The sequence below is a fragment of the Shewanella sp. UCD-KL12 genome (assembly GCF_001957125.1).
Taxonomy (GTDB): Bacteria; Pseudomonadota; Gammaproteobacteria; order Enterobacterales; family Shewanellaceae; genus Shewanella.
In genome coordinates, this window is record NZ_MPHJ01000005.1 from 67,647 (window position 1) to 91,855 (window position 24,209).

The 24,209-nt window shown below is 42.9% G+C and carries 25 protein-coding genes; 13 read left to right on the forward strand and 12 right to left on the reverse strand.

What is annotated here, in order from left to right:
- The first annotated feature begins 601 nt into the window (after nt 1-601).
- Nucleotides 602-1,534 (forward strand): transporter substrate-binding domain-containing protein, encoded by a 933-nt coding sequence (locus BM736_RS11070; RefSeq protein ID WP_076411928.1) that lies wholly within the window; start codon nt 602-604, stop codon nt 1,532-1,534.
- On the opposite strand, the gene BM736_RS11075 is transcribed toward BM736_RS11070, so the two are convergent.
- Nucleotides 1,524-2,576: a cysteine synthase A gene (locus tag BM736_RS11075; protein WP_076412485.1), complete on the reverse strand. Its 1,053-nt coding sequence runs from the start codon at nt 2,574-2,576 to the stop codon at nt 1,524-1,526. The two genes, BM736_RS11070 and BM736_RS11075, sit on opposite strands and share 11 nt — an antisense overlap.
- Nucleotides 2,577-2,809: 233 nt before the next feature.
- Here BM736_RS11075 and BM736_RS11080 point away from each other — a divergent pair, with 233 nt between their 5' ends.
- On the forward strand, nt 2,810-3,553 hold the full coding sequence (locus tag BM736_RS11080; protein ID WP_076411932.1) for an ABC transporter substrate-binding protein: 744 nt from the start codon (nt 2,810-2,812) through the stop codon (nt 3,551-3,553).
- A gap of 234 nt (nt 3,554-3,787) precedes the next feature.
- On the forward strand, nt 3,788-4,342 hold the full coding sequence (locus BM736_RS11085; protein ID WP_076411934.1) for a DUF2799 domain-containing protein: 555 nt from the start codon (nt 3,788-3,790) through the stop codon (nt 4,340-4,342).
- Nucleotides 4,343-4,495: 153 nt separating this feature from the next.
- Here the strand turns inward: BM736_RS11085 and BM736_RS11090 are convergent, their stop codons facing one another.
- Both BM736_RS11090 and BM736_RS11095 read right to left on the reverse strand, forming a co-directional pair.
- The gene (locus BM736_RS11090; protein ID WP_076411936.1) at nt 4,496-5,017 is read right to left on the reverse strand and encodes a NifB/NifX family molybdenum-iron cluster-binding protein; all 522 of its coding nucleotides are present in this window, start codon (nt 5,015-5,017) and stop codon (nt 4,496-4,498) included.
- A 25-nt stretch (nt 5,018-5,042) separates the two neighbouring features.
- Nucleotides 5,043-5,327 carry a DUF134 domain-containing protein gene (locus BM736_RS11095; protein ID WP_076411939.1) on the reverse strand — a complete coding sequence of 95 codons (285 nt, stop codon included), beginning with the start codon at nt 5,325-5,327 and terminating at the stop codon, nt 5,043-5,045.
- A gap of 465 nt (nt 5,328-5,792) precedes the next feature.
- Between BM736_RS11095 and BM736_RS11100 the strand changes: the two genes are divergently transcribed.
- The 4 genes from BM736_RS11100 (at nt 5,793) to BM736_RS11115 (ending at nt 10,280) form a co-directional block, all read left to right on the forward strand.
- Nucleotides 5,793-6,044, forward strand: coding sequence for a DUF2999 family protein (locus tag BM736_RS11100; protein WP_076411942.1), 252 nt, complete (start codon nt 5,793-5,795; stop codon nt 6,042-6,044).
- Between the two features lie 294 nt (nt 6,045-6,338).
- Entirely contained in the window at nt 6,339-7,748 is a 1,410-nt protein-coding gene (gene nrfA / locus BM736_RS11105) for an ammonia-forming cytochrome c nitrite reductase (RefSeq protein WP_076411945.1), read from the forward strand.
- A gap of 326 nt (nt 7,749-8,074) precedes the next feature.
- Complete coding sequence (locus tag BM736_RS11110) at nt 8,075-8,608, forward strand: AidA/PixA family protein (RefSeq protein ID WP_076411947.1); 534 nt, start codon at nt 8,075-8,077, stop codon at nt 8,606-8,608.
- Nucleotides 8,609-9,098: 490 nt separating this feature from the next.
- Nucleotides 9,099-10,280: a dicarboxylate/amino acid:cation symporter gene (locus tag BM736_RS11115; protein ID WP_076411950.1), complete on the forward strand. Its 1,182-nt coding sequence runs from the start codon at nt 9,099-9,101 to the stop codon at nt 10,278-10,280.
- A gap of 89 nt (nt 10,281-10,369) precedes the next feature.
- On the opposite strand, the gene BM736_RS11120 is transcribed toward BM736_RS11115, so the two are convergent.
- The 7 genes from BM736_RS11120 to BM736_RS11145 form a co-directional block, all read right to left on the reverse strand.
- Nucleotides 10,370-11,089 (reverse strand): ABC transporter substrate-binding protein, encoded by a 720-nt coding sequence (locus BM736_RS11120; RefSeq protein WP_076411952.1) that lies wholly within the window; start codon nt 11,087-11,089, stop codon nt 10,370-10,372.
- A 281-nt stretch (nt 11,090-11,370) separates the two neighbouring features.
- Nucleotides 11,371-11,883, reverse strand: a complete 513-nt coding sequence (locus BM736_RS11125) for an Sbal_3080 family lipoprotein (protein ID WP_076411955.1) — start codon at nt 11,881-11,883, stop codon at nt 11,371-11,373.
- 190 nt (nt 11,884-12,073) lie between these two features.
- Complete coding sequence (locus BM736_RS11130; RefSeq protein WP_083700095.1) at nt 12,074-13,024, reverse strand: tetratricopeptide repeat protein; 951 nt, start codon at nt 13,022-13,024, stop codon at nt 12,074-12,076.
- A gap of 160 nt (nt 13,025-13,184) precedes the next feature.
- Nucleotides 13,185-13,577, reverse strand: a complete 393-nt coding sequence (locus tag BM736_RS11135; protein ID WP_076411958.1) for a hypothetical protein — start codon at nt 13,575-13,577, stop codon at nt 13,185-13,187.
- A 251-nt stretch (nt 13,578-13,828) separates the two neighbouring features.
- Nucleotides 13,829-13,975, reverse strand: a complete 147-nt coding sequence (locus tag BM736_RS25165) for a hypothetical protein (RefSeq protein WP_179079045.1) — start codon at nt 13,973-13,975, stop codon at nt 13,829-13,831.
- Nucleotides 13,976-14,078: 103 nt separating this feature from the next.
- Nucleotides 14,079-14,519 (reverse strand): hypothetical protein, encoded by a 441-nt coding sequence (locus tag BM736_RS11140; protein WP_076411961.1) that lies wholly within the window; start codon nt 14,517-14,519, stop codon nt 14,079-14,081.
- Between the two features lie 529 nt (nt 14,520-15,048).
- Nucleotides 15,049-15,924, reverse strand: a complete 876-nt coding sequence (locus tag BM736_RS11145) for a DUF2306 domain-containing protein (RefSeq protein WP_218638760.1) — start codon at nt 15,922-15,924, stop codon at nt 15,049-15,051.
- Between the two features lie 397 nt (nt 15,925-16,321).
- Here BM736_RS11145 and BM736_RS11150 point away from each other — a divergent pair, with 397 nt between their 5' ends.
- From BM736_RS11150 to BM736_RS11160, 3 genes are all read left to right on the forward strand, one after another.
- The gene (locus BM736_RS11150) at nt 16,322-16,738 is read left to right on the forward strand and encodes a hypothetical protein (protein ID WP_076411963.1); all 417 of its coding nucleotides are present in this window, start codon (nt 16,322-16,324) and stop codon (nt 16,736-16,738) included.
- 469 nt (nt 16,739-17,207) lie between these two features.
- On the forward strand, nt 17,208-17,816 hold the full coding sequence (locus BM736_RS11155; protein ID WP_076411965.1) for an excalibur calcium-binding domain-containing protein: 609 nt from the start codon (nt 17,208-17,210) through the stop codon (nt 17,814-17,816).
- Nucleotides 17,817-17,892: 76 nt separating this feature from the next.
- The gene (locus BM736_RS11160) at nt 17,893-18,537 is read left to right on the forward strand and encodes a hypothetical protein (protein WP_076411968.1); all 645 of its coding nucleotides are present in this window, start codon (nt 17,893-17,895) and stop codon (nt 18,535-18,537) included.
- Nucleotides 18,538-19,071: 534 nt separating this feature from the next.
- Here BM736_RS11160 and groL read toward each other — a convergent pair.
- Nucleotides 19,072-20,721 (reverse strand): chaperonin GroEL, encoded by a 1,650-nt coding sequence (gene groL / locus BM736_RS11165; RefSeq protein WP_076411971.1) that lies wholly within the window; start codon nt 20,719-20,721, stop codon nt 19,072-19,074.
- An 86-nt stretch (nt 20,722-20,807) separates the two neighbouring features.
- Nucleotides 20,808-21,098: a co-chaperone GroES gene (locus tag BM736_RS11170; protein ID WP_076411974.1), complete on the reverse strand. Its 291-nt coding sequence runs from the start codon at nt 21,096-21,098 to the stop codon at nt 20,808-20,810.
- A gap of 249 nt (nt 21,099-21,347) precedes the next feature.
- Between BM736_RS11170 and BM736_RS11175 the strand changes: the two genes are divergently transcribed.
- The 3 genes from BM736_RS11175 (at nt 21,348) to BM736_RS11185 (ending at nt 24,118) form a co-directional block, all read left to right on the forward strand.
- Entirely contained in the window at nt 21,348-22,700 is a 1,353-nt protein-coding gene (locus BM736_RS11175; protein WP_076411976.1) for an MATE family efflux transporter, read from the forward strand.
- Between the two features lie 26 nt (nt 22,701-22,726).
- Nucleotides 22,727-23,392, forward strand: a complete 666-nt coding sequence (locus tag BM736_RS11180) for a Qnr family pentapeptide repeat protein (protein WP_076411978.1) — start codon at nt 22,727-22,729, stop codon at nt 23,390-23,392.
- A gap of 174 nt (nt 23,393-23,566) precedes the next feature.
- Nucleotides 23,567-24,118: a hypothetical protein gene (locus tag BM736_RS11185; protein ID WP_076411980.1), complete on the forward strand. Its 552-nt coding sequence runs from the start codon at nt 23,567-23,569 to the stop codon at nt 24,116-24,118.
- Nucleotides 24,119-24,209: the final 91 nt, after the last annotated feature.

Here is a 24,209-nt window from a genome sequence, read left to right on the forward strand (position 1 = left end):
GTAGACTCTTCTAGATTAGATCCTTCAAGGTAAAGAGTCTGGTTATCGATAACTAGCTTCTTGTCGGCGTCGCCAGTGTTAGTGCTAATGGCAACGCAAGCCCTGTTGTCTTTCCCGGTGCTGCAGGTGCGTTGTAGATGCTATAACTACAGCAAAGTAGACTCTTCTAGATTAGATCCTTCAAGGTAAAGAGTCTGGTTATCGATAACTAGCTTCTTGTCGGCGTCGCCAGTGTTAGTGCTAATGGTAACGTTAGCCCTGTTGTCTTCCCGGGAGCAGCAGGTGCATTTTAGATGCTATAACTACAGCAAAGTAGACTCTTCTAGATTAGATCCTTCAAGGTAAAGAGTCTGGTTATCGATAACTAGCTTCTTGTCGGCGTCGCCAGTGTTAGCGCTAATGGCAACGCAAGCCCTGTTGTCTTTCCCGGTGCTGCAGGTGCATTTTAGACGCTATCAGCTGGTATTAAATGCAGGCTCTATAACTGTGAGCCTGCAATCTTTTCTCGATATTGACCATGAAGATTTCTAAGTTAACCGCTAAAAATAGAGCTGCTATGATTATATAATAGGTGATAGTGGCGATTGGGAGCGGTTAGCTAATGGGAAAGACGGGTCGATACCATCATAGATACAGTGCAAAAGCCTCAAAGGCACTCTCGCCAAAATTATCGCTAAAATTAGTGCCAAGCCCCTTGTTATACCTGATAGTACTCACTCTCTATATGGCGATGATGCAAAAAGCCATCGCCGAACCTTACACTTCCCAAGCAAGGTTATCTCCCACGCCCACCCCAACGCTAAGAATATGCTACGAAGATAGAAATAATTTTCCATTCGTCACTAAAGGTGATCAGAACTTTACTAACACTCTTGGCAATCGCGGGACACTGGCTGATATCATCATTAATGCGGCGCAAGCTATCGAGCTACCCATTACATTCAGCCGGTTACCTTGGAAGCGCTGTATTCAGCAGTTATCTCAAGGGAAATCCGATGCCATTTTTGCTGCAATCTGGACGCAAGACAGAGATTCCCAATGGGTATTTCCCAAGGTAGATGGTGTGATAGAACCTAAGCTGAGACTATGGCGAGCAAGGTACCCAATATTCACCGCAAAGCACTCTACACTGCAGTGGCATAACGGTCGCTTCACTAATCTTAAACTAGGTGTATCAGCGCCTTTAGGCTATGTCGCCCACGACAAGCTCAACAAACTTGATGTATTGCCTGCCAACAACTTAAGCGTCGAAGAGGGCTTTAACCTCATCGCCAGAGAAAGGCTAGACGGTTATGTCGTTGAGCGGTTCATCGGTCAACATACCATTCAAAAGCTAAGACTAAGCCAAGAGATCTCAACCTTAGATGAGGACTTTATGCAGATGGACTGGTTTGTGCCAGTCTCCCACGCTTGGTATCAAGAGCATCCTCAGCTTACTCAGCAACTGTGGCAATCAATCAGCGAGGTGAGAGAGCAGCAAGGTGACGCGATTTTCAAACGCTACACCGAGCCAAAGCTTGACGCTACTCCGTAACGTCTACGACATTATTCAATGACTCGTCCTGGTAACGCCGATACATAGCTTCAATGGATTCGTAGGGGGCCAGGTAGCCTTTATCGGTTAAAAACTGTGGATTAAATAGCTTAGAGGAGGAGCGCTCTGGCACATCACAGCAAAAGGTCACTATGGTTTTCCCCCTGCCCAGCTTAGCTGCAGCATAGAGCGCGCCAGCAAGATTAAGGGCTGAGCTGCTACCGAGCACAATGCCATCGAGCTCCTGCACTTGCTTGGCGATAGCGATCAAATCTCTATCGGGTAAGGTGATTGCCCTATCCACCTTAGCCTGACGAAAGTTCTCCACGCAGCGCATAATACCGATACCTTCGGTGAACGAGCTTCCTGTCGACACATACTCGCCCGTTTTTAGGTATGAGTAGATCCCCGATCCATCCGGATCCACCAGCCAGGTCTCTAAGTTGGGATTACGCTCTGACAAATAACGCGAATTACCAGCAATCGTCCCGCCAGTGCCGGCAACTGAGACCAGCGCATCGATCTTACCTTGAGTCTGCTGCCAAATCTCCGGCCCAGTATGTTGATAATGGGCTTTGGCGTTACTGGTATTCTCAAACTGATCGGCCCACCAGTATTTATCATCACTTTCACCGATACGCTTAGCGGTATGATAAAAGTGATCGGGATTGGCAAATGGACAAGCATCAACCAACTTAAGTTCGGCGCCATATAGTGTGACCATAAGGGCTTTTTCTGGTGCTTGCCCTTTGGGCATCACCACCAACATCTTAAAGCCTAGTGCCTTAGCCACTAGGGCTAAACCTATGCCAGTATTACCTGCAGTGCCTTCGACAATTGTCATACCAGGCTTAAGCTTGCCACTGGCGATGGCATCTTGAACGAGTTGCAGTGCCGCCCTATCTTTGATTGAGCCACCAGGATTTTGCTGCTCACACTTGAGTAACACTTCACAACCTGTCAGATCAGAAATGCTGTTTACTCTAAGCAGATCTGTATTGCCAATGAGCTCTGTGACACTAGGTAAAATCGACGATTTCATATGAAGTACATCCATGACAAACATTCATTAAATAGCAGTTACAGCTAAATGCTGCACGCTCACCTATGCACTAAAGATATCAGTCTTTACTATTATGGCAATCCCTTAGCTGCGGTAACATTAACTAATCCCCCTAGTTATACCTGCTTTAAGCCTATCTGTTAGAATGGCACGACCTACTTATCACTTTTTTGATTACTGAGAACGCTTTTTTCTCAGCTTAGAGGACTATTTTGAAGTGTAAACTCATAAGCTTACTTGCCTTAGCCATATTCAGTTTTTCATCAAAAGCAGAAGAGATTATTATCGCATCAGATATCTGGTGCCCCTACATCTGTGAGAATAACTCAGGCTATGTCGTCGAGCTTACCGAGCAAGCCTTTGCAAGCGTAGGCGTTAGAGTAAAGTTTGAAACCATCCCTTTTCAGCGGGCACTAAAACTGGCTAAACACAATAAAATTCATGCCGTTCTCGCGGTTACTCCTGAGCATGTCAAACAGTTCAACTTATTGATCTATGATGACGCACCTGTGGGGCAGTTTAGTAATGATTTTTACGTCCGTAAAAATTCAACTTGGCGCTACCAAAGTATTCATAGCCTGCAACAGCAGAGCATTGCCAGCATTCGCGGCTATGATTATGGCCCAGTGCTTAATAAATACTTATCTGCACACGCCTATCACTACATAGCCTCAGGTGAAACGCCACACAAAATAAACTTAAACTTACTTCAACGAGGAAGAGTCGATCTGTTTATCGGTAATCGATATGTCATTGAACATACCGCCAAAGAGCTTGGTTACGACAAATATATTAGCTTTGCCGGCAGCGAAAATATCACAACGCCACTCTATGTCGGTTTTAGCCGCCTCGACAACGAAGCAGCTTATGCAGAGAAGTTTGCCCAAGGCCTAGATAACATCAAACAATCGGGTGTTTACGACGCCATTTTGAGCAAGTATCAGATAGTTCAATAATACCAATCGATATAGCGACGATCAGCACAGCGTCACACCAAACAAAAACACAATAAAACCGCAACCAACACAACCCAAAAAGCAAACCAAAAACAAACGTAACCCCATAAAAATAAACAAAGTTAATTGCAAAAAGCACAAAAACGATACAGATGTGAAATAAACATAAAAAACGACAGGTTTCGCACTGATATCTCTGGTAGATTACCGCCCCATACTCGATGGGGAGATATCATGAAACTTAAAATACTTGCAGCAATAACAGCCTTAAGCCTCACTCAATGTTCAAGCATGGATATGGAACAATGCCAACTTGCTGATTGGTATTCCATAGGGATGACTGACGGTAATAACGGTGTAGTCTCTTATACCGTCAATGATTACATCAAAGACTGTAATGAGTTTGGTTTATCAGTGGATAGCAAGCAGTGGACTTCAGGCTATCAAGCCGGGCTTAAAAATTACTGTCAATCAGAAAATGGCTACAAGCTGGGGTTACAGGGGGCCTACTACAATGGTGTTTGTTCCAATAACGAATTCCTAAAAAGGTATAATGAAGGCCACCGTAAATATGAGATAAAACAGCGGATATCAAGCATTGAATCTAGGCTGGACAATATTAACCGTGAAATAACAAGCCTCAACAAAAAGATTAATGCTGGCCAAGAGGTTGCTAATAGCAAAGAAGATAAAAAGAGCCTGAAACGAGAAGAAGATAAGTTAAAAACAGAGCTTATGCTACTGCGTATCGGAGCAGCAGACATACTCCCTGTTCAGTTCAATTTCTAAGCCCTTACCGTGTCAGTCTATGATTCGCTCATCAAGGGGAAGAAATCACAATGTCTGCATACCTATAGTATCGATTGCAAGCAGGGCCTCCCTGCTTGCAATCCAAGATTCACTCGCCACTCAACTAGCATCTGCAAAGTCGTACCTATTTAGCTAATTGTCGATGCTAAAACCTGAATAATGTAGCTTACCTATGTCTGAGGTTTCGAGTTTAGTTTGAGGCGGAGCAACCAGTGCTAACTTATGCATGTTAGGGCTAATACTTTTTTTGCTACCGCAACCACAGCCCCCCGTTGCACCACTGCAACATCCCCCCTTTTTCTCATGATTGAGTGAGGCTCGGCCTTCTGATGCATCCAGTAGACGATGATTAAGATCGAGACTAGCCGTTAATAGCGTTTCAATAGAGTCCTGGCTATCTCCCTTACTAACACATACTCCCGCAGCCAGTAACTTACCCAACATACGTTCACCTATGTGCTGCACAATAACGATATCTGTCTTCTGTGCTTTAATGAGATCTAACATCGCCTTTTTTGCACTACAGCCTCCAGCAAGGGCCGGGTTATCAAAACTGGTGAGCAACTGATGATACTGATTGAAAAAGCCTATCCTTTGCGCTTTAGTAAAGTGACTTGCTAGCCGTCCTCGGCTCATTGGCAGTGCGATAATCATATCGTTTCCTTATCTACGGCTCGTACTATGAGTCGCTTTTGGGTAATAGCAAGGCATCTCCTCGAACAATGGCTGTGGCCACTTTCTTACGTGCACTTGCGAGTAGATAACCAAATGTCTGCCTTGAGATCCCCATAGCCTTAGCGGCTTCTAGTTGAGGCATCTTTTGCACATCCCCTAAATTCAATGCTTCAAATTCATCGGCTTCTAACTGCGTTTTCTTCAGCTCGACAGATGGAATGCCATTAGGCTTAAACATGCTACACGGTGCGCAGCACGAGAGGTTGCGAGACTTCTTAGGTCTAGGCATAAATAGAACTTATCTAGATAAAGGTACAGAGAGAGTAACGAGTATCGACAAAGCCTCTACTCATTAATCAGTTTATGGCCTAGGCCAATAACGACTGATTATTTGATAATTTCACGCACTAAACTGTGTGCAAGTTCACAGTCAAAAATATTCAAACAGTCTAAAAAAGCAGGCGTTTTATTAGCGCTTTAGATAATAAACAGGTTTGAGCTACCAGTGAAGGATTTGAAAAATTCAATTGAGATATAAGCAAATCTATCTCCTATCAGGAGCATGCAATTCAGACAAGAATGATGCTAGAACAACAGTAAAAAGGGCAGCTTAAAAGGGATCGTAGCCTAATAAAAAGCGTGTTTAGCGAATAAGATAGCTTGCGCTAATTAGCTTTATACTCACAAATTACCGAAAAAAAGCGACGATGAGTGGTAGAATTGGAACATATTTTAAAACTAAACAGGTAATGCAATGAATCCTATTCTTGCCATCTTAAAAGAAAACAATATCAATGATGAACAAATTAGCGAGCTATTTCAAACGCTAACCGAAAACCCAATCGCTGCTATGGCGACTATTGGTCAACTAGGTCTACCTCCTGAGCAGCTACAGCAATTGATGGGTCAGGTAATGCAAAACCCAGCCCTGCTAAAAGAGGCGGTCGTTGAGTTAGGGCTAGACTTCTCAAAAGTTGAAGCCGCGAAGGCTCAGTTACAAAAATAGGTCACCGACGATTAGATAGCGCTGACTTAAATGCACTGCTCTTGGGGCTTAACCAGCCTCAAAGCAGCTCAAATTACCACTCATAAACTCGCCCAACCCACATTCCCTCCCCTTTAATACCTGCCTTAAAATTAAGTGCACTCTTAATTAAAAAATACTGACTACACCGTTAAATTAACTCAACTATTTCTAATCAATGATTGGTCTTAATATTTAGCTATCTTATCTCATGGGTTACTTGATCACATCACCTCCAAATCGAGTTTTCAAGTTAATCAATAGAAAGGAAAGTAAATGAAACCAACGACTTTAAGGCTTAAGCCAGTAAGTTTCCTTATATCATTAGCCCTAGTATCTTCATCTTTTGCCTTTGCACAAGATGAAGGTCAAGGCCTTGACCCACGCAGCGAGCAATACAGTAAGAAGTTTCCTAAACAGTATAAAAGCTGGAAGAAAACCACAGATTACAGTGAGAAGATTGATGAAGTCGCCGAAAACCCTAACCTGGTCGTTTTATGGGCAGGCTATGCCTTCTCCAGAGACTACACCCGTGCAAGAGGCCATCAATATGCCGTTACTGATCTCAGAGAAACGCTGAGAACCGGCTCCCCAGATGAACAACAGCCCGATATGATGCCCATGGCTTGTTGGAGCTGTAAGGGCCCCGACGTACCAAGGATGATCGCTGAGCAGGGGGAAGATGGATTCTTCGATGGCAAGTGGAGCAAAGGCGGCTCAGAGATAGTTAACACTATCGGTTGCCAAGATTGCCATGAGCCTGGTTCATCAAAATTGCGTATGGCTAGACCTTTCGCTGAGCGAGCGATGAGTAGCATTGGCTTAGAGTGGGATGACGCAGGCCGCAAGGATAAACAGGCTATGGTCTGTGGACAGTGTCATGTCGAATACTACTTCGAGGGTAAAAATAAAAAAGCCAAATTCCCTTGGGATAATGGGGTGAAAGCAGATGAAGTTGAAGCTTACTTTGACTCCATAGACTTCACCGATTGGACTCATCAACTGTCGAAAACACCTATGCTTAAAGCCCAGCACCCAGACTATGAAACTTGGAGTCAGGGAATACATGGCCAAAACGATGTCACCTGTATCGACTGTCACATGCCGAAAGTCGTCAATGAGCAAGGTCGTAAGTACACCGACCATAGAGTCGGTAACCCATTCGATCGTTTCGAACAGGCCTGCGCTAGCTGCCATGAGCAATCTAAAGAGCAGTTGCAAGATATTGTCGCTCAGCGTAAAGCTAAGATTGACGAGCTTAAGGTTAATGCTGAAACCCAGTTAGTACATGCTCACTACGAAACTGCAGCAGCACTGGCGGCAGGAGCGACTGATGAAGAGGTTCATGACATCCAGCAGGATATACGTCACGCACAATGGCGCTGGGATCACGCAACAGCTTCACATGGCATTGCCATGCATAACCCTGATGAAGCACTTAGAGTCTTAGGTACCGCTATCGACAAAGCAGCCAATGCACGGATTAAACTGGCTAGGCTGCTGAGCAGCAAAGGGGTTAAACAGCCAGTTGCTATCCCAGATATCTCAACCAAGGCAAGAGCTCAAGCTGCTATCGGCTTAGATATGGATAAACTCAATTTAGAAAAAGCTCAATTCATCGACAAAGTCATTCCTCAATGGGATGAGGAGGCGAAGTTAAGAGAAGCTAAATACGATAAGCATTAACCTATAAACATCCCCCGCTCACAAGGAAGTGAGCAACCACAATTCAGCCTTTAATCATTTTAATTATATTCGATTAATTAACAAGGAATTAGCTACCGACATTCAAAACCAATCAATAAGAAAATTAATTAGCATACTCACCTAGGTAAACTAAAATATTATAGTTTTAGTCGTAAAGTATAATATATCTAAAATTCAACTGTTAATAACCAATAATTATTATACATCCATAATGCCTGGCTATACTTCAGTGCTGATAGAGACGAGTAACCTTTATCACAAATTGAATTGAATGGATCAATTCAAATATTTCATGGAGAATAATAATGTCTTTAATTAATGTACAAGTAAGTGTAAACGCAGATCAACTTTCTACTCAAGTTAGAGATGGTTCTATACCTGCCGGTAATGTTAATCAGCCAACTAATCTGGGTTCATATAGTTCATCGGATGTTTTTATTTCAATGGTCGCACAAGATAATGTGGTCGCAAATGATCAAGGAAAATCCGAGCTTCGTATCAATGCCGTAGCAGGTGATGCCATAAGGTGGTCGATGACAACACTGGATGATAACGCACGCAACACGGCATTTCTGTATGATGGTCACTTTAATCCGAGTACCTGTATTACCCCTCTTACATATTTCAATATGCATACTAAACTATACCTTCCAGCAGGGGCTGAACCCAAAAATGGTGTCATAGTAGAATATGATAGTTATGATTATGTCGCTCAAGGAAGTATTATTGAACCAGGCCAAACGATTCAATACACTCTCTCATTTAAGCTTATCGATAATAGTAATGGTCAAGTAATAGGTTACTTTACTTGGGATCCATTTATTAATGTAGCCCAGTAAGTTTAACAAATAAGCTCTCAATATTTTATTGAGGGCTTTAAAACGAGAACAAAATAACACTCTCTTAAATAGTTAGTAAGTAAATAACAAATATCAGCTAAAAAAGTTAATTAAACGACTATATAGCATTGATATAATAATTATCGATTATTAAACGCTAAAATTACGCATCCTAAGCCCAAAATAGTGATGACTGCTATTGAGTGTAAACCTTACACTGATCTCAACTCTCGAATCTCAACTCTCGAACCTCAACCCCAGATGAAACAAAATTGTTACAGCTCTACACACCTTCCCTCTAGTAGGTGAACTTAATGTCACTCAATTGCTACAACTTGGATTAACTAGAGCCTTCTATGCGGCTTAATGAATACATAAAGGTGCATTTTCAGTATATTGTTCCGATAAAAATCGGACAGTAGATCATTACTACGTTTAATGATCACTTGATATGGACAGTCTTTTACTCATTCAAGTTGGAGAAAGATTGATGAAGTTAGTTTTAAAGCTCGTAGCGGGCATATTCATTGGTATTCTAATGGGCTTTTTTGCGCCAGATATCATAGTTCGCTGTCTACTTACGATCAAAGCCGTTGTCGGCCAGCTGATCGGGTTCACCATCCCCCTCATTATTCTGTTTTACATCACCAGTGGTATCGCAAGCCTACCCAAAAATTCGGGTTCCTTGTTAGGTAAAACTGTTGGCCTAGCTTATGGCTCAACCGTCGTGGCTGGTAGTCTTGCATTCCTTGTAGCAAGTTTTGCACTGTCAGGCTTACCATCGGCGCCAGCAGTACCGGCTGATTCAGCCAACCAGTTAACAAGCTTCATCACCTTAGAGGTTCCTCCTCTGTTTGGTGTTATGACCGCATTAGCCGCAGCCTTCCTATTCGGTTTAGGCATCAGCGTAACTGGCAGTAAAAACTTGAAATCGATAGCCGATGATGGTCGCGCGATTATCGATTTACTACTCTCTCGTGTCGTTATCCCGGTATTGCCCTTCTTTATCGCTGGTATTTTTGCCGAAATGGCCGCTGAAGGAACAGTATTCTCGACACTGAAAACCTTTGGTGTGGTGTTAGCACTTGTCGTGCTTATGCACTGGGTATGGATCACGATTCAATATATTGTAGCGGGCCTAGCTGTTGGCTTATCACCCATTAAGCTAATTAAAAACATGCTACCTGCCTACTTCACAGCAATTGGTACCATGTCATCGGCAGCGACGATTCCGGTAACGCTACGTCAGACTAAAGAGAATGGCGTTAAGAGCTCGATCGCCAACTTTACCGTACCACTTTGTGCCACGATCCACCTTTCAGGCTCAACCATCACCTTAGTGACTTGCGCGACGGCAGTGATGGTGCTCAGCCAAAACTTAGCGCTGCCATCACTACTTGAGATGCTACCGTTTATCATGATGCTAGGTGTAACTATGATTGCAGCACCAGGTGCACCTGGTGGCGCGGTAATGGCAGCCCTTGGTCTTATGGCTACTATGTTAGGTTTCGGTGAGGCAGAGCTTGCGCTAATGATAGCCCTATACATGGCACAAGACAGTTTCGGCACCGCCTGTAACATTACCGGTGACGGCGCAATCTCATTGCTAGTAAACAAGCTGGCTAATGAAGAAGTTGGCGCAGAAGCAAGTATTGCTCAACCAAACGTATAAGCGGTTATTATCAAATAACCCTTAAGTAAAAACTAAAAAGGCCCTTTATTGGGCCTTTTTGCTATCTACTCGCGCTCAATATTCACCGCTTACAAGGCGATATTTGCATAACCAGAAGCTAGGTCTAACTCAATGATCCCCTCGGTTTTCATCTGCGTTAGGGCATCATTGATGGCAGTGCAAAGTGTTTTACCTGAGAGCGAGTCTTGGCATACATAAAACACCTCTAATACATCAAGCGGTGCAGTTAAATCATAATGTATCATCTGTGCAAACTTGCTACCTTCTATGGCGGCGACAGTTGATTTGCTATCACCAATAATCGCATCAATATAACCTCGCATTAGCCTTTCAATATTAACATCATCATTTTTGGTGTAGTCCAAATGGATAGCTGGGTTTTGGGTAATATTTTCACCATAACTGTAGCCAGTGACGGCCCCCACAAGTTTACCTTCTAAATCATTGATGGTCTTAATATCTGAACCTAGCTTAGTAAACAGCACTATTTTTTTAAGATAAAAAGGCTCCGAGATGATGACACTAGCCTTAGGTAAGTTTTCTAATAATTCAGGAAAATAGGCCTCTAGCTTATATTGCTTAAAGTCTCGCTGGGTGCGCTTAGTAGGCTGAATAATGAGGTTGGCATCCAGTGATATACGCTGCAACACTTGGTTATGCATTTTAATAAACAGACCTTGCTGCTTATCTACCACTAATTTTGGAATGTAATAGCTGCCAATCGTGGTGCTAACAGCCGTAGTTGAATACAAAACTAACGCTAAAAAAAGGGCAAACAAATATCGCATTCACAGAGGCCTTTGAAAGTTCTTCGTATTATTTTAAACAAAATTATCGTAGATTAATCATACAGTGATGACTAATAGGCCTCAACCTTGCCACTAAATCAATGAAATGAACCAATGAAATAAGCCTGGCTTGAGCGGTATAACTCAGGTTAGTTACACTGCTTGCCGTAAGCATTTGCATAAATTAAGGTGAGCCGAACAGCTCACCTCTTGGGTAGAGTGGACGCGGGTCCGCTGATACAGCACACATCATAGTAACGATAATATTTACTAATCAGTGACTAACAGTCGTAGGCACAAGTGACTTCCGAGCTAGCACTCTTGTCTTTACCATGCTCTAACTGACGCTCCGCATCTTGTACTGAAATCTTTTGGAAGAACACTTCCATAATAAGCGTCAGCCTCTCCTCAGCATTGCCAAATTTGTCCATGCCACCGTACTGAACAGAGTCAAAATCAAGTGCGGCAAGTTTGTTTCCTTTGTTGTCTGTCACATCTAAGTTTACATAGCGCATGTAAGTGGCAATATCCCACCACCAGTTAGCATTAAACTCAAACATAACCTGATCATCTGCTAATTGAGCTGTTGGGCTTGCTGTGGTCTTAGAGACCTTATAACCATTATCGACCATCCAGTTCGTCACAATACTTCTAACTTGCGCCGTCTGCTTCGAGTCGTTTGTCATGACGATCTCTTTATCGAAATTAGGATCCATCGGCTTTAGCTCAGTTAACCCATTACTTGAACACCCAGTAACGGCAAGCAAAACTAAACCTAATAATATCTTTTTCATTTGACTCTCTCTTTGAAATTCCGCTGGATTTTACAACACAAGAGAGACAGGTGTCTAGCCATCAATTTACTCACTAAACCTAACGACTTATATTCAGGTTTAGTCATGGCAATGGATTTTTATTAGCTAATGGGTAATGTATAAAACGGATAGTCCATTGGCCCTCAATCGCTCAAGTACTATTTAGCTATCATAAACGCAGCTTACTTTCTCCACAGTCTTTAAACTGACTTTGAATACAGCGCTGACTCAGCCCTTGAGCTTGTTGTAATTCACTCTCACTCAGCATAGGTATCAATAACGCCATACGCTCCCGAGCAATTTCGTGACCTTGGGAGTCTGCCGCACTGAGCCAGACATAACATTGCATTAGATCTGACTCGCCGTTGATACCATTAAACTCAAGTGTTGCAAGATTCACTTGGCTATCGGCACTGCCCATTTCTGCAGCCTTCAGGAACCACAGCCTAGCTTGCTGTTGATCGGTATGCCCCATCGAACCATCTGAATACATCAAACCCAGTTTATGATTAGCAGGCACATGGCCCAGCTCTGCACTTTTTTGAAACCAAGAGTGTGCTCGCTGTATGTTGTAGTACTCATCGAAGTTAATCTGTCCAAGCAGATAAGCCGCTTCGCCATGGCCATTATCAACACTGAGTTTAAGCCAATGCTCGGCTGCCGATAGATCTTTGCCCCCGCCATTACCTTCAAAATACATCAAACCCAGCATAAACTGAGCATCCTTTTGATATTCATGTTGCTGCTGAGCAGCCTTCATATACCATTCTCGCGCAAGCTTGGGCTGTCTCGCCCCAGTAAAGCCTGTACGATAGAGCTCAGCCAGAGCATATTCAGCCGTCGGCTCTCCCATACTCGCTGCCATATGGTACAGCTCCGTTGCACGTTTGGGGTTGGTAGCAATCAACTCCGCTTTAACATAGAGGTAAGCAAGGTTCATTGCTGCATGACTATTTCCTTGTTCGGCTTGAGCGATACATGATTGGGAAACCGTATCGACAAGCCCCGCCACAGCATAGTCACAAAAGAGGTCGTTCATCGATGGCTTGGAGTCTGAGGTGCTACACCCCAGCAGAGGAACAGTTGAAACGAGAGCTACGATGGCAAATAAGGCACGCATAGAAAAATACCAAAAACATCAGTTTATGGTGATTTATAGCGACCGCCAAGGCGATAATTAAAATATGAGACTGAAAACATGGAGATAATTGTTACAGGGTTATAGGTTGCATAAGTTGAAATTAAGCCTCCCATGAAAACCAGTGACTCTTTAAGATCCACTATCCACCGAAGGTAATATCAACTTCATGCTCCTCTTCACTAACTGGTTTTACCGTAAAGAAGATACCTAGCGGACATTCATCAGCTTTGACTGGAGCGGGAGACAGGAAGCCTTTTTGCCCACCTTTACTCGTCGTCCACACTCGACAAGCGCGTTCACCTTCATCTGTCATAAAAACAATCTTAGTTGTACCCTGCTCATCTAACTTAGGCCCAACGCTTGTGCTCTCATCCCAATCCTCTCTTAAGGCTTTAATCACACTATGACAGATCGCTTTAGCATCATATTGGATGTTCGCTTCATGCTCGGTAGTACCGAGTGAAGTCGACGCATGAGCAGCTAATGGGATAAAGCTAAAAATAGACAAGATAACCAGAGTAGTTTTCAACATTTGCAGGCCTAAATATAGTGATATTCAGCAATATGACCTAAGGGCTCAAGGTAAGTTCGCTCAGTGGTTAGCGCTTTTCGTATTGAAGCCATTTATTGTGACGCTGAGCTCATTTTTAAAAAGCGAAGAATAGTCAATAAGGAAGTACAAACATATCAATTTATAATAGTATTCTATGAATATAAAGATTTAGTATTAGAATCGCTTGGCAGTGTGAACTTTATCAAATACACACTGCCATCAATATTACTCTACCATGTGATATAGAAGCAGAAGCCCCATAAACACCCTCCAATTGAACCATCTGGATTAACTACGTCATCTGCTGCTAGTGCAAAGTTTGAAAACATAGCACTTGCTGTTAGCATTGCTGTTAACCCAATAAGTTTATTTTTCATATAAAACTCCTTTAATTTACATTAATCGCACTTCATTGTGCACGGTAAGTTATAACCTAAATCATAACTAAACTTTCAACTTTATATTAAAATTACACCATATTCATATTAGATTTATATTAACAATATGAAACTCATTTAAATTTAGCACATCCATATATTCTTTCTGTTCATTACATGGCTCACAATCAAACATCTTGCTAACAGAAACATTTATTATGTAATAATTGGCAGTGGGATCATCACTCTCTGCTGCAGATAAAACCATCTTTATTAAAGCTTTTATTTTTGGTATGTCATCATCGTCAATATCTACATCCAAGCTATTTTTATTTATCGACAGCAAAAACTCCACTAGTTCACTGGAGTTTTCACCGGTTTCAAAATAAACAGGAGAAAGGTCTTTCGATATAATAAAGGTTTGTGGGAAACGATTGGGAAGATCTAAATCCTTCCAGTCTTTAGCTCTTACATCTAATTCTACAGCAGAAGATAGTGTCGAAAATGCTATAGTTGCTATCGCAACCAATATTAGTGCTCTCATCCGTGAGTCGCCTTTTATTTTATGAGTCGAACATTATATATGTTACAGCGAGATTATAAACTGCAAAATAAAATTTTGTCAAACAATAAAAAGCCCAAAACAATTATCCACAATAAATAATTTCATGTAGACCAATAAACACCTGAGATTAAATAAAACATAAACTAAACGGCTAGTACATTAGTATGGACCATATAAAACATAATAATAAATCCAACTATACCAAACTATAAAAGGCAGATAAAAATAAAGACTTATAAACATCCAACTAGAAAGAAAAATTTATATACAAATAACTCATATTATTAGTCATGCGACTCAGGTAGCGCAGCTTACATAATATTTTGTATAAAAAAGCCTCAGCCTTCATAGCGAAGTACTGAGGATTTCTGTTAGTGGTTGCTCTTAGTTGTTAGTGTTTGCTCTTAATGAATTAGGGCGATGACCTCAATGTCAGACACTTTTCTATTAGGTTGTTACTTAGATTCCTAATTCAGTTTCTAAAATAGACTCTTAAATAGCTTAAAAATTAAATCCTTGGTAACCACATTCCCATTGAAGCAGCGAATATCCCGCCAGCCATAGCGAGAGTAAGTACCACTAAACTGAAAGAAAACGCTAACTTAACCTTTGGGCTTTTACTGTCAGATGCAGCAAAGTACATTTGAGCGACCGCCAGCGGGATCAGGTACTGAGCAAAGCCTAAGAAGCTTAAAAATGGGCCTTCGAATGTTTTAGGATCAAAGCCTACCGGCGCTTGGTGTACCATCAACCACAACATCAGCCCGATACGGAAAAACCACACCCCTCCCATAGCGATAAACAAGCGTAATGCCCAACGTCTATGGGTTTTAATATCACGCTTAATCGCATGGTATACCGCAAGACCTGCAAACATCATGATTAAAATAGCGTTTAAACTGATGCTGTACTTACCGATTTCGCCGCCTGCAACACCACGGCTCCACACCATAAATAGGCCGCCTAAACTCAATATAAAAGCGGTAAAAATATAGATCCGCCCATTTACGCGGTGCAACTTAGGCGCATAAGATCTTATCTGAGGAATAAGCTGTAGTGGACCACCAACAAGCACCACTAATGCCAATAAAAGATGCATACCAACAGCGAAGTTTCCTATGCTGTCGCCTGCAACATAACCGTGTGGCATCACCTTGTTCCATCCTGACAGATCGCCAGAAATTGCAACCCCACCATAAAACATGGCCACATAGGCTGCGAAAATCCATTGCCCTACAACGGTCACTGCAAACCATAGTTTGGCACTATGGCCCAGCCAGCTCCCGCTTCTAGAATCACTCATTGAATGGCTCACCGATTGAGTCGTTACATTCTGACTTTCCCCATCTACCGCTATTGTTTTGATTATTGCAGCTTCACTCATGCCTATCCCCTTGGCTGTCCCTTAAGATTTATCGAACGATATTTAACACATCGTTAACAGCAAAAGTTATGCCAAATTCATACTCACACAAAATCAACAAGTTATAGATTTAGTTCTTCTTAAAGTGATGATCGTTTTCACTGATAGTTAGTTAATATCACAATTTCTATACAGGGTAAGAGGAGTGGACACAGCCTAAACTGAAGCATTAAGTAGATAGGGAAATTGAGTGTAAATTGAGTATAAATTGAGGTAGTAGCAGACGTTAAGCCTACTAATTAATTCTATTTACTGAAGGATGTAGGCCTGTCTATGGGGGGCTTTTTATGAGAGCCTTTTTATGAGAGCCTTTTTATGAGAAACTTCTTCGATATCAAATAATTCAAATGGACCTTGAATGAAAAACCTCACCATAGCCATACTCGTCATCGCCATCATATATGGTATTTATGATAATAGTTCTACTAAAGAAACTGTCAGTGACATTATCACCTTGACCCCAGTCGCCGCCGAATTCACCTCAGACCTCTCAAGATCTTGGTCATACCAAGCTTTAGAGAAGCACATAGATTCAAAACACCTCATTTCAAACGAACAAAACTATCGCAGTATGCTTGAAAAAGCTAAACCTCTTGGACAGATGGAGCGTTGCAACAAACTACAGATGAACCAGCTCCATAAACAAAAAACGGATGGACCCATTGTCGTGTCGGGCGTATGCCAATTCGAATATGGAACCGCCTCCCTCATGCTGGTTTTTTCTCATAAAATTGAGGAGTTTGAAATAATAGCTTGGTCAATTAAGTCAGCCTAGTTTTCACACTTTTCTTGTAGATATTATGAGTCCAATGATTATCAAGCTCTAGCTCTCCCTTCGCTTGAGAGCTAGCACAGTAGAATGGATGCGATTGATAGATGATTCTTAAAACTAAGCAGCGACAAAGCATCAAGTGCTAGTCATCAAAGACTAAAAGTTCGCTTTTAATGAAAGCTAACTCTGCCAACTTCATTTGCTTGCTAAAGAAAAGATAAGCTACGAACATTGCGTAAAATCAAACAATTACACCCCAATGTATGGCAAGTTTGACTCTCTTCTAGGAATTAGTACGTGAAATGCAACATATGCACAAAGAACACGCCGATGAAGCAGGGCTGCCACCGTCTCAAAACAAAGAGCAAAAGCAAGAATACTAAGGTGCAGAAGCGCAGAGAGGCCTATACGTTGAACTGCCAAGATTGTGGTTGAAGCCAACAGACAGTCTAAGGAGTAAAACTTGAAAAGCATGGAAAGAGGCAAGATTGTTCGTTGGAACGATGAAAAAGGCTTTGGCTTTATTAAACCAGAAACGGCTAACGGCAAAGATGTGTTTATTCATATCTCAATATTAAAGCAGATGGTAAGAAAGCCTGTCGTTGGTGACCAAGTTAACTATTTCTCAGAATTGCAGAGCGATGGCAAGAGTAAAGCTATCAAAGCCAATATTGAGGGTGTTGCTGTTATCGCATCAACCTCTAAACGGGATGCAACCACTAATCATAATAAGAAGAGTCACAACAGACACAGTCGCCAATCCAAATCATCCAGTGTCATGCTTATACCGCTACTTGTCATTCTTGTACTAGGTATCTTCGGCTTTCAAAGATTCGAAGCGCTAACAGCACAATCAAACACACAAGTGGAAATCAGTAACGAGCCTCCCCTGCAGCAACTAGCTGCAGAACCAATAAAGTGGGAGCAGCCCAATGAGACATTTCGCTGTGAAGCCGGGAAGCAACACTGCAGCCAAATGCGCTCATGCGCCGAAGCAAAGTACTACCAGAGAAACTGCCCCGGCACCAAAATGGATGGCGATAGCGACGGCATCCCATGTGAAAGGCAATGGTGTAATTAATATTAAAAAGGGTCGGAGTAAAAGTTTACTCTGACGCCATTTATTACTCGGCTTTACGACATTAAAGGAACTAAGAATGACTGCTAAACCCATAAAACTTTTCATTTCTGTATTTTTTTCACTTCTAACGACTTCATGCGTGTTTACAGAAGCCTTATGGCGAGAGTCTAGCTATGATGAGTCATTCGCTAGTTTTTTAATTAGTGAAGATAACAAGAACCTAGTCATCATCGGAGAGAAGTACCACTACGTTATCAAGCCGTCAGAAACGCTCGTCAACATTTTAAAATCAAGCTATAAACCGAACATCCAAGGTCACTTTGATTATTTTAAAGTAGAGGCTAATGACAATATCAAGGGGACATATTCCCTCACCTTTAATGCTATCCCCTCAGAAGCAACTAAAGAGTGGCTTAATGCCAATGATTTTAAGGTAAAAGAGCATAAAAAACTTGGTGATAAATTTGTTTTTCAAGGCAATATTTCAGGAGTAAGGTACCTTCCAAGTGAATCCGTCAATAATACCTTTAGTTTCAATAAAGCCTACTCGGTCAGTATTTATGAAGAAATATCTACTGCAGGACAAGCATATAGAACGGCACTATCACCTATATCTGTAGCACTAGATGGCACTTTAGCCATCGGTGGGATGGCTTTATTCATTACGGCTTGCACTGGGAAAAGAGTCACAACAGGGAAAGGCGCCGATAATATCTGTTAAAGATATAATAAATGGGATCAGAGTAAATTTAACTAAAAGCTAGATTCCGGCTAAGAGCATCACCGGAATGACGGTAAAGAAAAAGCCCCGATACCGTAAGGTATCGAGGCTTTAAATCTTTTAGGGTTTAAGCTTCTAGGCTAAGACCAGCAAAAGTAACTAACGCAGGAAAAATCGATTTAGAGCAAGGCTTCTTGCCACGACGTTTAGCTTCTTAAACGGATATGATAAAGGGAACAGAGCCCATTAGCAGAAAAGCCACTAGATTCCGGCCCACAAGCATTGCCGGAATGACGGTGTTCACAACATTGCACTAGCACCTATTTAGTTAGCACCTCTTCAAACTCCAGACATAAAAAAACCGATACTCTAAAAGTATCGGCTTTCATCTTTAGTTCTAAGCTTTTGAGCTATAGACCAACAGACGTTTTTGCGCAGGATAGATTGATTATGACAAGGCGCCTTGAGCGACGCGTAGTCTTTCTTACGCGAGCGAATGGCAACGCAGTAAGAATCAATTTAGACCAGCAAAAATTACATCATGCCGCCCATTCCACCCATACCGCCCATACCACCCATATCAGGCATGCCACCAGCTGCTGCATCTTGTGGAATCTCACCAACCATAGCTTCGGTAGTGATCATTAGGCCAGCAATAGATGCTGCGAACTGTAGTGCGCTACGGGTTACTTTAGTTGGGTCAAGGATACCCATCTCTAGCATGTCACCGTAAGTGTCGTTACCCGCGTTGTAACCGTAGTTACCTGAACCGTTCTTAACGTTGTTAGCAACAACTGAACCTTCTTCACCAGCGTTAGTCGCGATTTGACGTAGTGGTGCTTCCATAGCGCGTAGTGCGATAACCACACCGTGCTTCTGGTCTTCGTTGATAACTTCAACATCACCAATCTTGCTAGCAACACGTACCAGTGCAACACCACCACCAGCAACTACACCCTCTTCAACCGCAGCGCGAGTCGCGTGTAGAGCATCTTCTACGCGTGCTTTCTTCTCTTTCATTTCAACTTCAGTCGCTGCACCAACCTTGATAACAGCTACGCCGCCAGCAAGTTTAGCCATACGCTCTTGAAGCTTTTCTTTGTCGTAATCTGACGTTGATTCTTCAGCTTGGATCTTAATCTGTGAAACGCGAGCTGAGATCTGCTCTTGCTCACCAGTACCGTCGATGATAGTGGTGTCATCTTTAGTGATGATAACGCGCTTAGCAGTACCTAGGTCTTCTAGGGTCGCTTTTTCAAGCTCAAGACCAATCTCTTCAGCAATAACAGTACCGCCGGTTAGGATGGCGATATCTTGTAGCATAGCTTTACGACGGTCACCAAAACCTGGCGCCTTAACTGCTGCAACTTTAACGATGCCACGCATGTTGTTGACAACAAGTGTTGCTAGCGCTTCACCTTCAACGTCTTCAGCAACGATAAGCAGTGGCTTACCCGTTTTAGCTAGACCTTCAAGGATAGGGAGTAGTTCACGGATGTTTGATACTTTCTTATCAACAAGCAGGATGAACGGGCTTTCTAGCTCAACGCTACCAGTCTCTGGCTTGTTGATGAAGTATGGAGATAGGTAACCACGGTCGAACTGCATACCTTCAACAACGTCTAGCTCGTTCTCTAGTGCCTGACCTTCTTCAACAGTGATAACGCCTTCTTTACCTACACGCTCCATCGCAGTTGCGATGATTTCACCGATTGTCTCATCAGAGTTCGCAGAGATAGTACCAACCTGAGCGATAGCATTAGTGTCTGCACACTCTTGAGATAGGTTTTTAAGCTCGGCAACAGCAGCAATAACGGCTTTGTCGATACCGCGCTTAAGATCCATTGGGTTCATGCCAGCAGCAACGGCCTTTAGACCTTCAGTAACAATTGACTGAGCAAGTACTGTTGCAGTTGTAGTACCGTCACCGGCAGCATCATTGGCTTTAGAAGCAACTTCTTTAACCATCTGTGCGCCCATGTTTTCGAACTTATCTTCAAGTTCAATCTCTTTAGCAACAGACACACCATCTTTAGTGATTAGTGGAGCACCGAAGCTCTTGTCTAGTACAACGTTACGACCTTTTGGGCCTAAAGTAACGCGAACTGCGTTTGCTAGAACGTTAACGCCTGCAAGCATTTTTACACGTGCATCGTTACCAAATAATACTTCTTTAGCTGCCATCTTTAAGTGTCCTTTAAATTCTTTTTAAATTGTCTGTGGCCTAATTCGAGGCCATCACACATTGGAAAATATCTAAACGAAGTGATTTAGCTCACTACAGCCATTAGATCCGACTCTGAAAGGATCAGAACTTCTTCACCATCAATTTTTTCTTTCTTCACGCCGTAACCTTCGTTGAAGATCACTGTGTCGCCAACTTTTACGTCAAGTGGCTGAACAGAACCATTTTCAAGAATACGGCCATTGCCTACTGCAAGTACTTCACCGCGAGTTGACTGCTCAGCTGCACTACCGGTTAGCACGATGCCACCCGCTGACTTTGATTCAACTTCAGAACGTTTAACGATAACGCGGTCATGTAATGGACGAATATTCATGTATGCTCCTAATGATTTTTTTACCCAACACTGTGTTGGCTGATTATCAATTTATTCGGCGGTGTTAATAAGTTGACCACTGCAACCTTTAACAGACTAATGCCGTTAGATGTTTGAGATATGGGGGTCAAGACGAACAGATCCAAGGCCTTTACAAAAAATATCTCACTTTTTTTAACTGGTCTTTATAAATGAGCAAGCAATCCTGATAGAATTGCGCTCCCTCAGTAGATTAGGCAAGACTTCTCCATGAAAGACAGACACGGGCTGCTAACACAGCCAATTGGTCGTGTACTGCTAAATATGAGCCTCCCAAACCTGATTGGTATTTTAACCATTCTTGGGTTCAGCCTCGTCGACACTTTTTTTATCAGTCAGTTAGGGACAGAATCCTTAGCTGCGATCAGCTTTACCTTTCCGGTAACCTTAGTCATCTCTAGCATTGCCATAGGTATCGGCGCTGGGGTATCTACTAATCTTGGTCGCTTGATAGGCGGTGGTCATGCCCCCAAGGCCAAGGTGTTTCTGCATGACTCATTACTGTTGACCTTTTTGCTTATCGCCTTTGTTTCCCTGCTTGGCAGCTTGTGTATCAACCCGCTATTTAGCCTGCTTGGAGCTAATGACTCTAGCCTGCCACTGATCCGTGATTACATGTTTATCTGGTATCTTGGCGCACCTCTGTTAGTACTGATGATGGTTGGTAACCAAGGGCTTAGGGCTACGGGTGATACCCGCTCTCCAGCTAAGATAATGATGTTAGCGGCGTTAATTAATCTGATACTCGATCCGCTGCTTATCTTTGGTATTGGCCCCTTTCCGCGGCTTGAAATACAAGGTGCGGCGATAGCGACGGTGATCTCCTGGATTGTCGCCCTGTCTCTGTCGAGCTACCTGCTGATCTTTAAGCGTCACTTAGTGGAGTTTGCCGAGTTTAATATCGAGCGACTCAAGTGTAACTGGAAACAACTCGCTCATATTGCCCAACCTGCGGCCTTAATGAACCTGCTGAACCCGTTAGCCAACGCCATGATAATGGCTATGCTGGCGCGCATCGATCATAGTGCGGTCGCCGCCTTCGGTGCGGGTACACGTATTGAGTCGGTGCTGCTTATCGTAGTCATGGCACTATCATCAAGCTTAGTGCCCTTTATTGCCCAGAATTTAGGGGCTGGACAAACAGCGCGAGCCCGTGATGCCCTGCTGTTGTCGCTCAAATTTGTTTTGGTGTTTCAGACGCTACTTTATCTGCCGCTATTTTTATTAGCCGCACCTCTTGCGCAGCTTTTTAGCAGCGACCCTCAGGTTATTGAGTGGTTAACCTTCTACATTATTGCCCTGCCTGCCGCCTATGGGCCATTGGGCATAGTGATACTCATTGCCACGTCGCTGAATGCCTATCACAGACCCATGAGCTCTTTAGTGCTCAACGTATGTCGCCTGTTCTTAATTATGTTGCCGCTGGCAGCGCTTGGCTCATATTTAGGTGGTGTAAAAGGCTTGATGATGGCGCTACCAATTACCAATACTGTGATGGGTATAGCCTGCTATATTTTGGCCAAAAAGATCTCAGAACCGGATCACCTAAAAAAGAGCACCTAAAGAAACCAGCAAGCTAAGGAATAGATATGCAGCCAGAGAGGTTCACAGACAAAAGTTATTATGAAACGAGTTTCAGCGGCGAAGACCTGCAAGAGGTTATATTCGAACGCTGCGAATTTACCCGTTGTGACTTTGGCCGCGCAGACCTGACCGATGCCAGCTTTATCAACTGCCGCTTTATCGAATCAGGTGAAAGCGAGGGCTGTAACTTTAGCTATGCCACTCTGATTAGCGCTAGCTTTAAGCACTGTAACCTGAGCATGGCAATATTCACTGGCTCTCGCTGTTTTGGCATTGAGCTGCGTGAGTGTAACCTGCAAGGCGCTGACTTTTCTCGTGCATCGTTCGCCAATCACATCACTCACAAGACTTTTTTCTGCAGCGCTTATATTACGGAATCAAACCTCTCCTACGTCAACCTTGAATCCGCCAAACTAGAAAAGTGCGAGTTGATGGACAATCGCTGGCGCGGCGCAAACTTACTGGGTGCTTCGATGAAAGGGTCTGATCTGAGTGGCGGTGAATTTTCTCAGTCTCAGTGGGGCAGTTTCGAGCTTGAAGGCTGCAACTTGTGCCGAGTTGAACTCGAAGGGCTCGACCCGAGAAACGTTAAGCTTGAAGGGGTGATGATAAGCCAGTGGCAGCAGGAGCAACTGCTAGCACCACTGGGGATCATAGTGGCGCCGGATTAAAGCTGATTAAAGAAGTGGTACATTTTACGTTCAAGAGCATATCTAAGAAGCTATAAGGCAACCTGGTAGGGACAGTGACAACCACTGTATCGAATACTGATTGGTATAAAGCCAAAACAGTAATATAATGCCGGAAGGACCTGCTAGTCACATACATGGAATGTAAGGGTAAATATGTATAATATCTTTAAAATCACAGTTATAGCTGTAATCATCACCTTTGTTTATCAACAATGGTTCGCCGCACTCCCGCTCACGGGATACCACCTGTCATCAGTCCCCGTCAAAGTTGAAATGCTCAAAGGCTCTCAGGTTAGCCGCGACACGGATACGACTTCTGACATCGAATCAATTATTGCTCCCAAAAGCAAAGAGAAACAGATTGTTATGGTAGCAATGTCTGTAAGCTCAACCATGGAGAACTTCGAAGAGTCTGACATTGAGTTTATTCCCGATGAATACGAAAAATTTAATCAATTGAGCGCTATCTACGGCAATATTGCTGGCAGTAACTTTGCCGTAGACCAAGAACGTGGCTTTATCGATCAAAATGGCAAGCGTGGCTATCAGATGAAAGTAAAAATGCAGGCCCAAGAAACTGAAGTTACTCTAATCCAACAGGTATTTATTGTCGGTGAGCATCTATTAGTATTTATGGCCAGCTACAGTGATACACAAGAGGAAAATACCGCTATGGCTTTCCTCGACTCTATAGAGTTTCTATAACTTTCAGCCATTCCAAACGGGTTAAGCTTAAAGTAAAAAACCGCCTTAGTTTGGCACTTTCAGGCTGCATAAAATATCAGTATGAGGGCTA

Bases quoted from the DNA above. Each gene is read 5' to 3' on its own strand.
- BM736_RS11070 (WP_076411928.1), top strand. From the start codon at position 602: ATGGGAAAGACGGGTCGATACCATCATAGATACAGTGCAAAAGCCTCA.
- BM736_RS11075 (WP_076412485.1), bottom strand. From the start codon at position 2,576: ATGAAATCGTCGATTTTACCTAGTGTCACAGAGCTCATTGGCAATACA.
- BM736_RS11085 (WP_076411934.1), top strand. From the start codon at position 3,788: ATGAAACTTAAAATACTTGCAGCAATAACAGCCTTAAGCCTCACTCAA.
- BM736_RS11090 (WP_076411936.1), bottom strand. From the start codon at position 5,017: ATGATTATCGCACTGCCAATGAGCCGAGGACGGCTAGCAAGTCACTTT.
- BM736_RS11095 (WP_076411939.1), bottom strand. From the start codon at position 5,327: ATGCCTAGACCTAAGAAGTCTCGCAACCTCTCGTGCTGCGCACCGTGT.
- BM736_RS11100 (WP_076411942.1), top strand. From the start codon at position 5,793: ATGAATCCTATTCTTGCCATCTTAAAAGAAAACAATATCAATGATGAA.
- nrfA (WP_076411945.1), top strand. From the start codon at position 6,339: ATGAAACCAACGACTTTAAGGCTTAAGCCAGTAAGTTTCCTTATATCA.
- BM736_RS11110 (WP_076411947.1), top strand. From the start codon at position 8,075: ATGTCTTTAATTAATGTACAAGTAAGTGTAAACGCAGATCAACTTTCT.
- BM736_RS11115 (WP_076411950.1), top strand. From the start codon at position 9,099: ATGAAGTTAGTTTTAAAGCTCGTAGCGGGCATATTCATTGGTATTCTA.
- BM736_RS11120 (WP_076411952.1), bottom strand. From the start codon at position 11,089: ATGCGATATTTGTTTGCCCTTTTTTTAGCGTTAGTTTTGTATTCAACT.
- BM736_RS11125 (WP_076411955.1), bottom strand. From the start codon at position 11,883: ATGAAAAAGATATTATTAGGTTTAGTTTTGCTTGCCGTTACTGGGTGT.
- BM736_RS11130 (WP_083700095.1), bottom strand. From the start codon at position 13,024: ATGCGTGCCTTATTTGCCATCGTAGCTCTCGTTTCAACTGTTCCTCTG.
- BM736_RS11135 (WP_076411958.1), bottom strand. From the start codon at position 13,577: ATGTTGAAAACTACTCTGGTTATCTTGTCTATTTTTAGCTTTATCCCA.
- BM736_RS25165 (WP_179079045.1), bottom strand. From the start codon at position 13,975: ATGAAAAATAAACTTATTGGGTTAACAGCAATGCTAACAGCAAGTGCT.
- BM736_RS11140 (WP_076411961.1), bottom strand. From the start codon at position 14,519: ATGAGAGCACTAATATTGGTTGCGATAGCAACTATAGCATTTTCGACA.
- BM736_RS11145 (WP_218638760.1), bottom strand. From the start codon at position 15,924: ATGAGTGAAGCTGCAATAATCAAAACAATAGCGGTAGATGGGGAAAGT.
- BM736_RS11150 (WP_076411963.1), top strand. From the start codon at position 16,322: ATGAAAAACCTCACCATAGCCATACTCGTCATCGCCATCATATATGGT.
- BM736_RS11155 (WP_076411965.1), top strand. From the start codon at position 17,208: ATGGAAAGAGGCAAGATTGTTCGTTGGAACGATGAAAAAGGCTTTGGC.
- BM736_RS11160 (WP_076411968.1), top strand. From the start codon at position 17,893: ATGACTGCTAAACCCATAAAACTTTTCATTTCTGTATTTTTTTCACTT.
- groL (WP_076411971.1), bottom strand. From the start codon at position 20,721: ATGGCAGCTAAAGAAGTATTATTTGGTAACGATGCACGTGTAAAAATG.
- BM736_RS11170 (WP_076411974.1), bottom strand. From the start codon at position 21,098: ATGAATATTCGTCCATTACATGACCGCGTTATCGTTAAACGTTCTGAA.
- BM736_RS11175 (WP_076411976.1), top strand. From the start codon at position 21,348: ATGAAAGACAGACACGGGCTGCTAACACAGCCAATTGGTCGTGTACTG.
- BM736_RS11180 (WP_076411978.1), top strand. From the start codon at position 22,727: ATGCAGCCAGAGAGGTTCACAGACAAAAGTTATTATGAAACGAGTTTC.
- BM736_RS11185 (WP_076411980.1), top strand. From the start codon at position 23,567: ATGTATAATATCTTTAAAATCACAGTTATAGCTGTAATCATCACCTTT.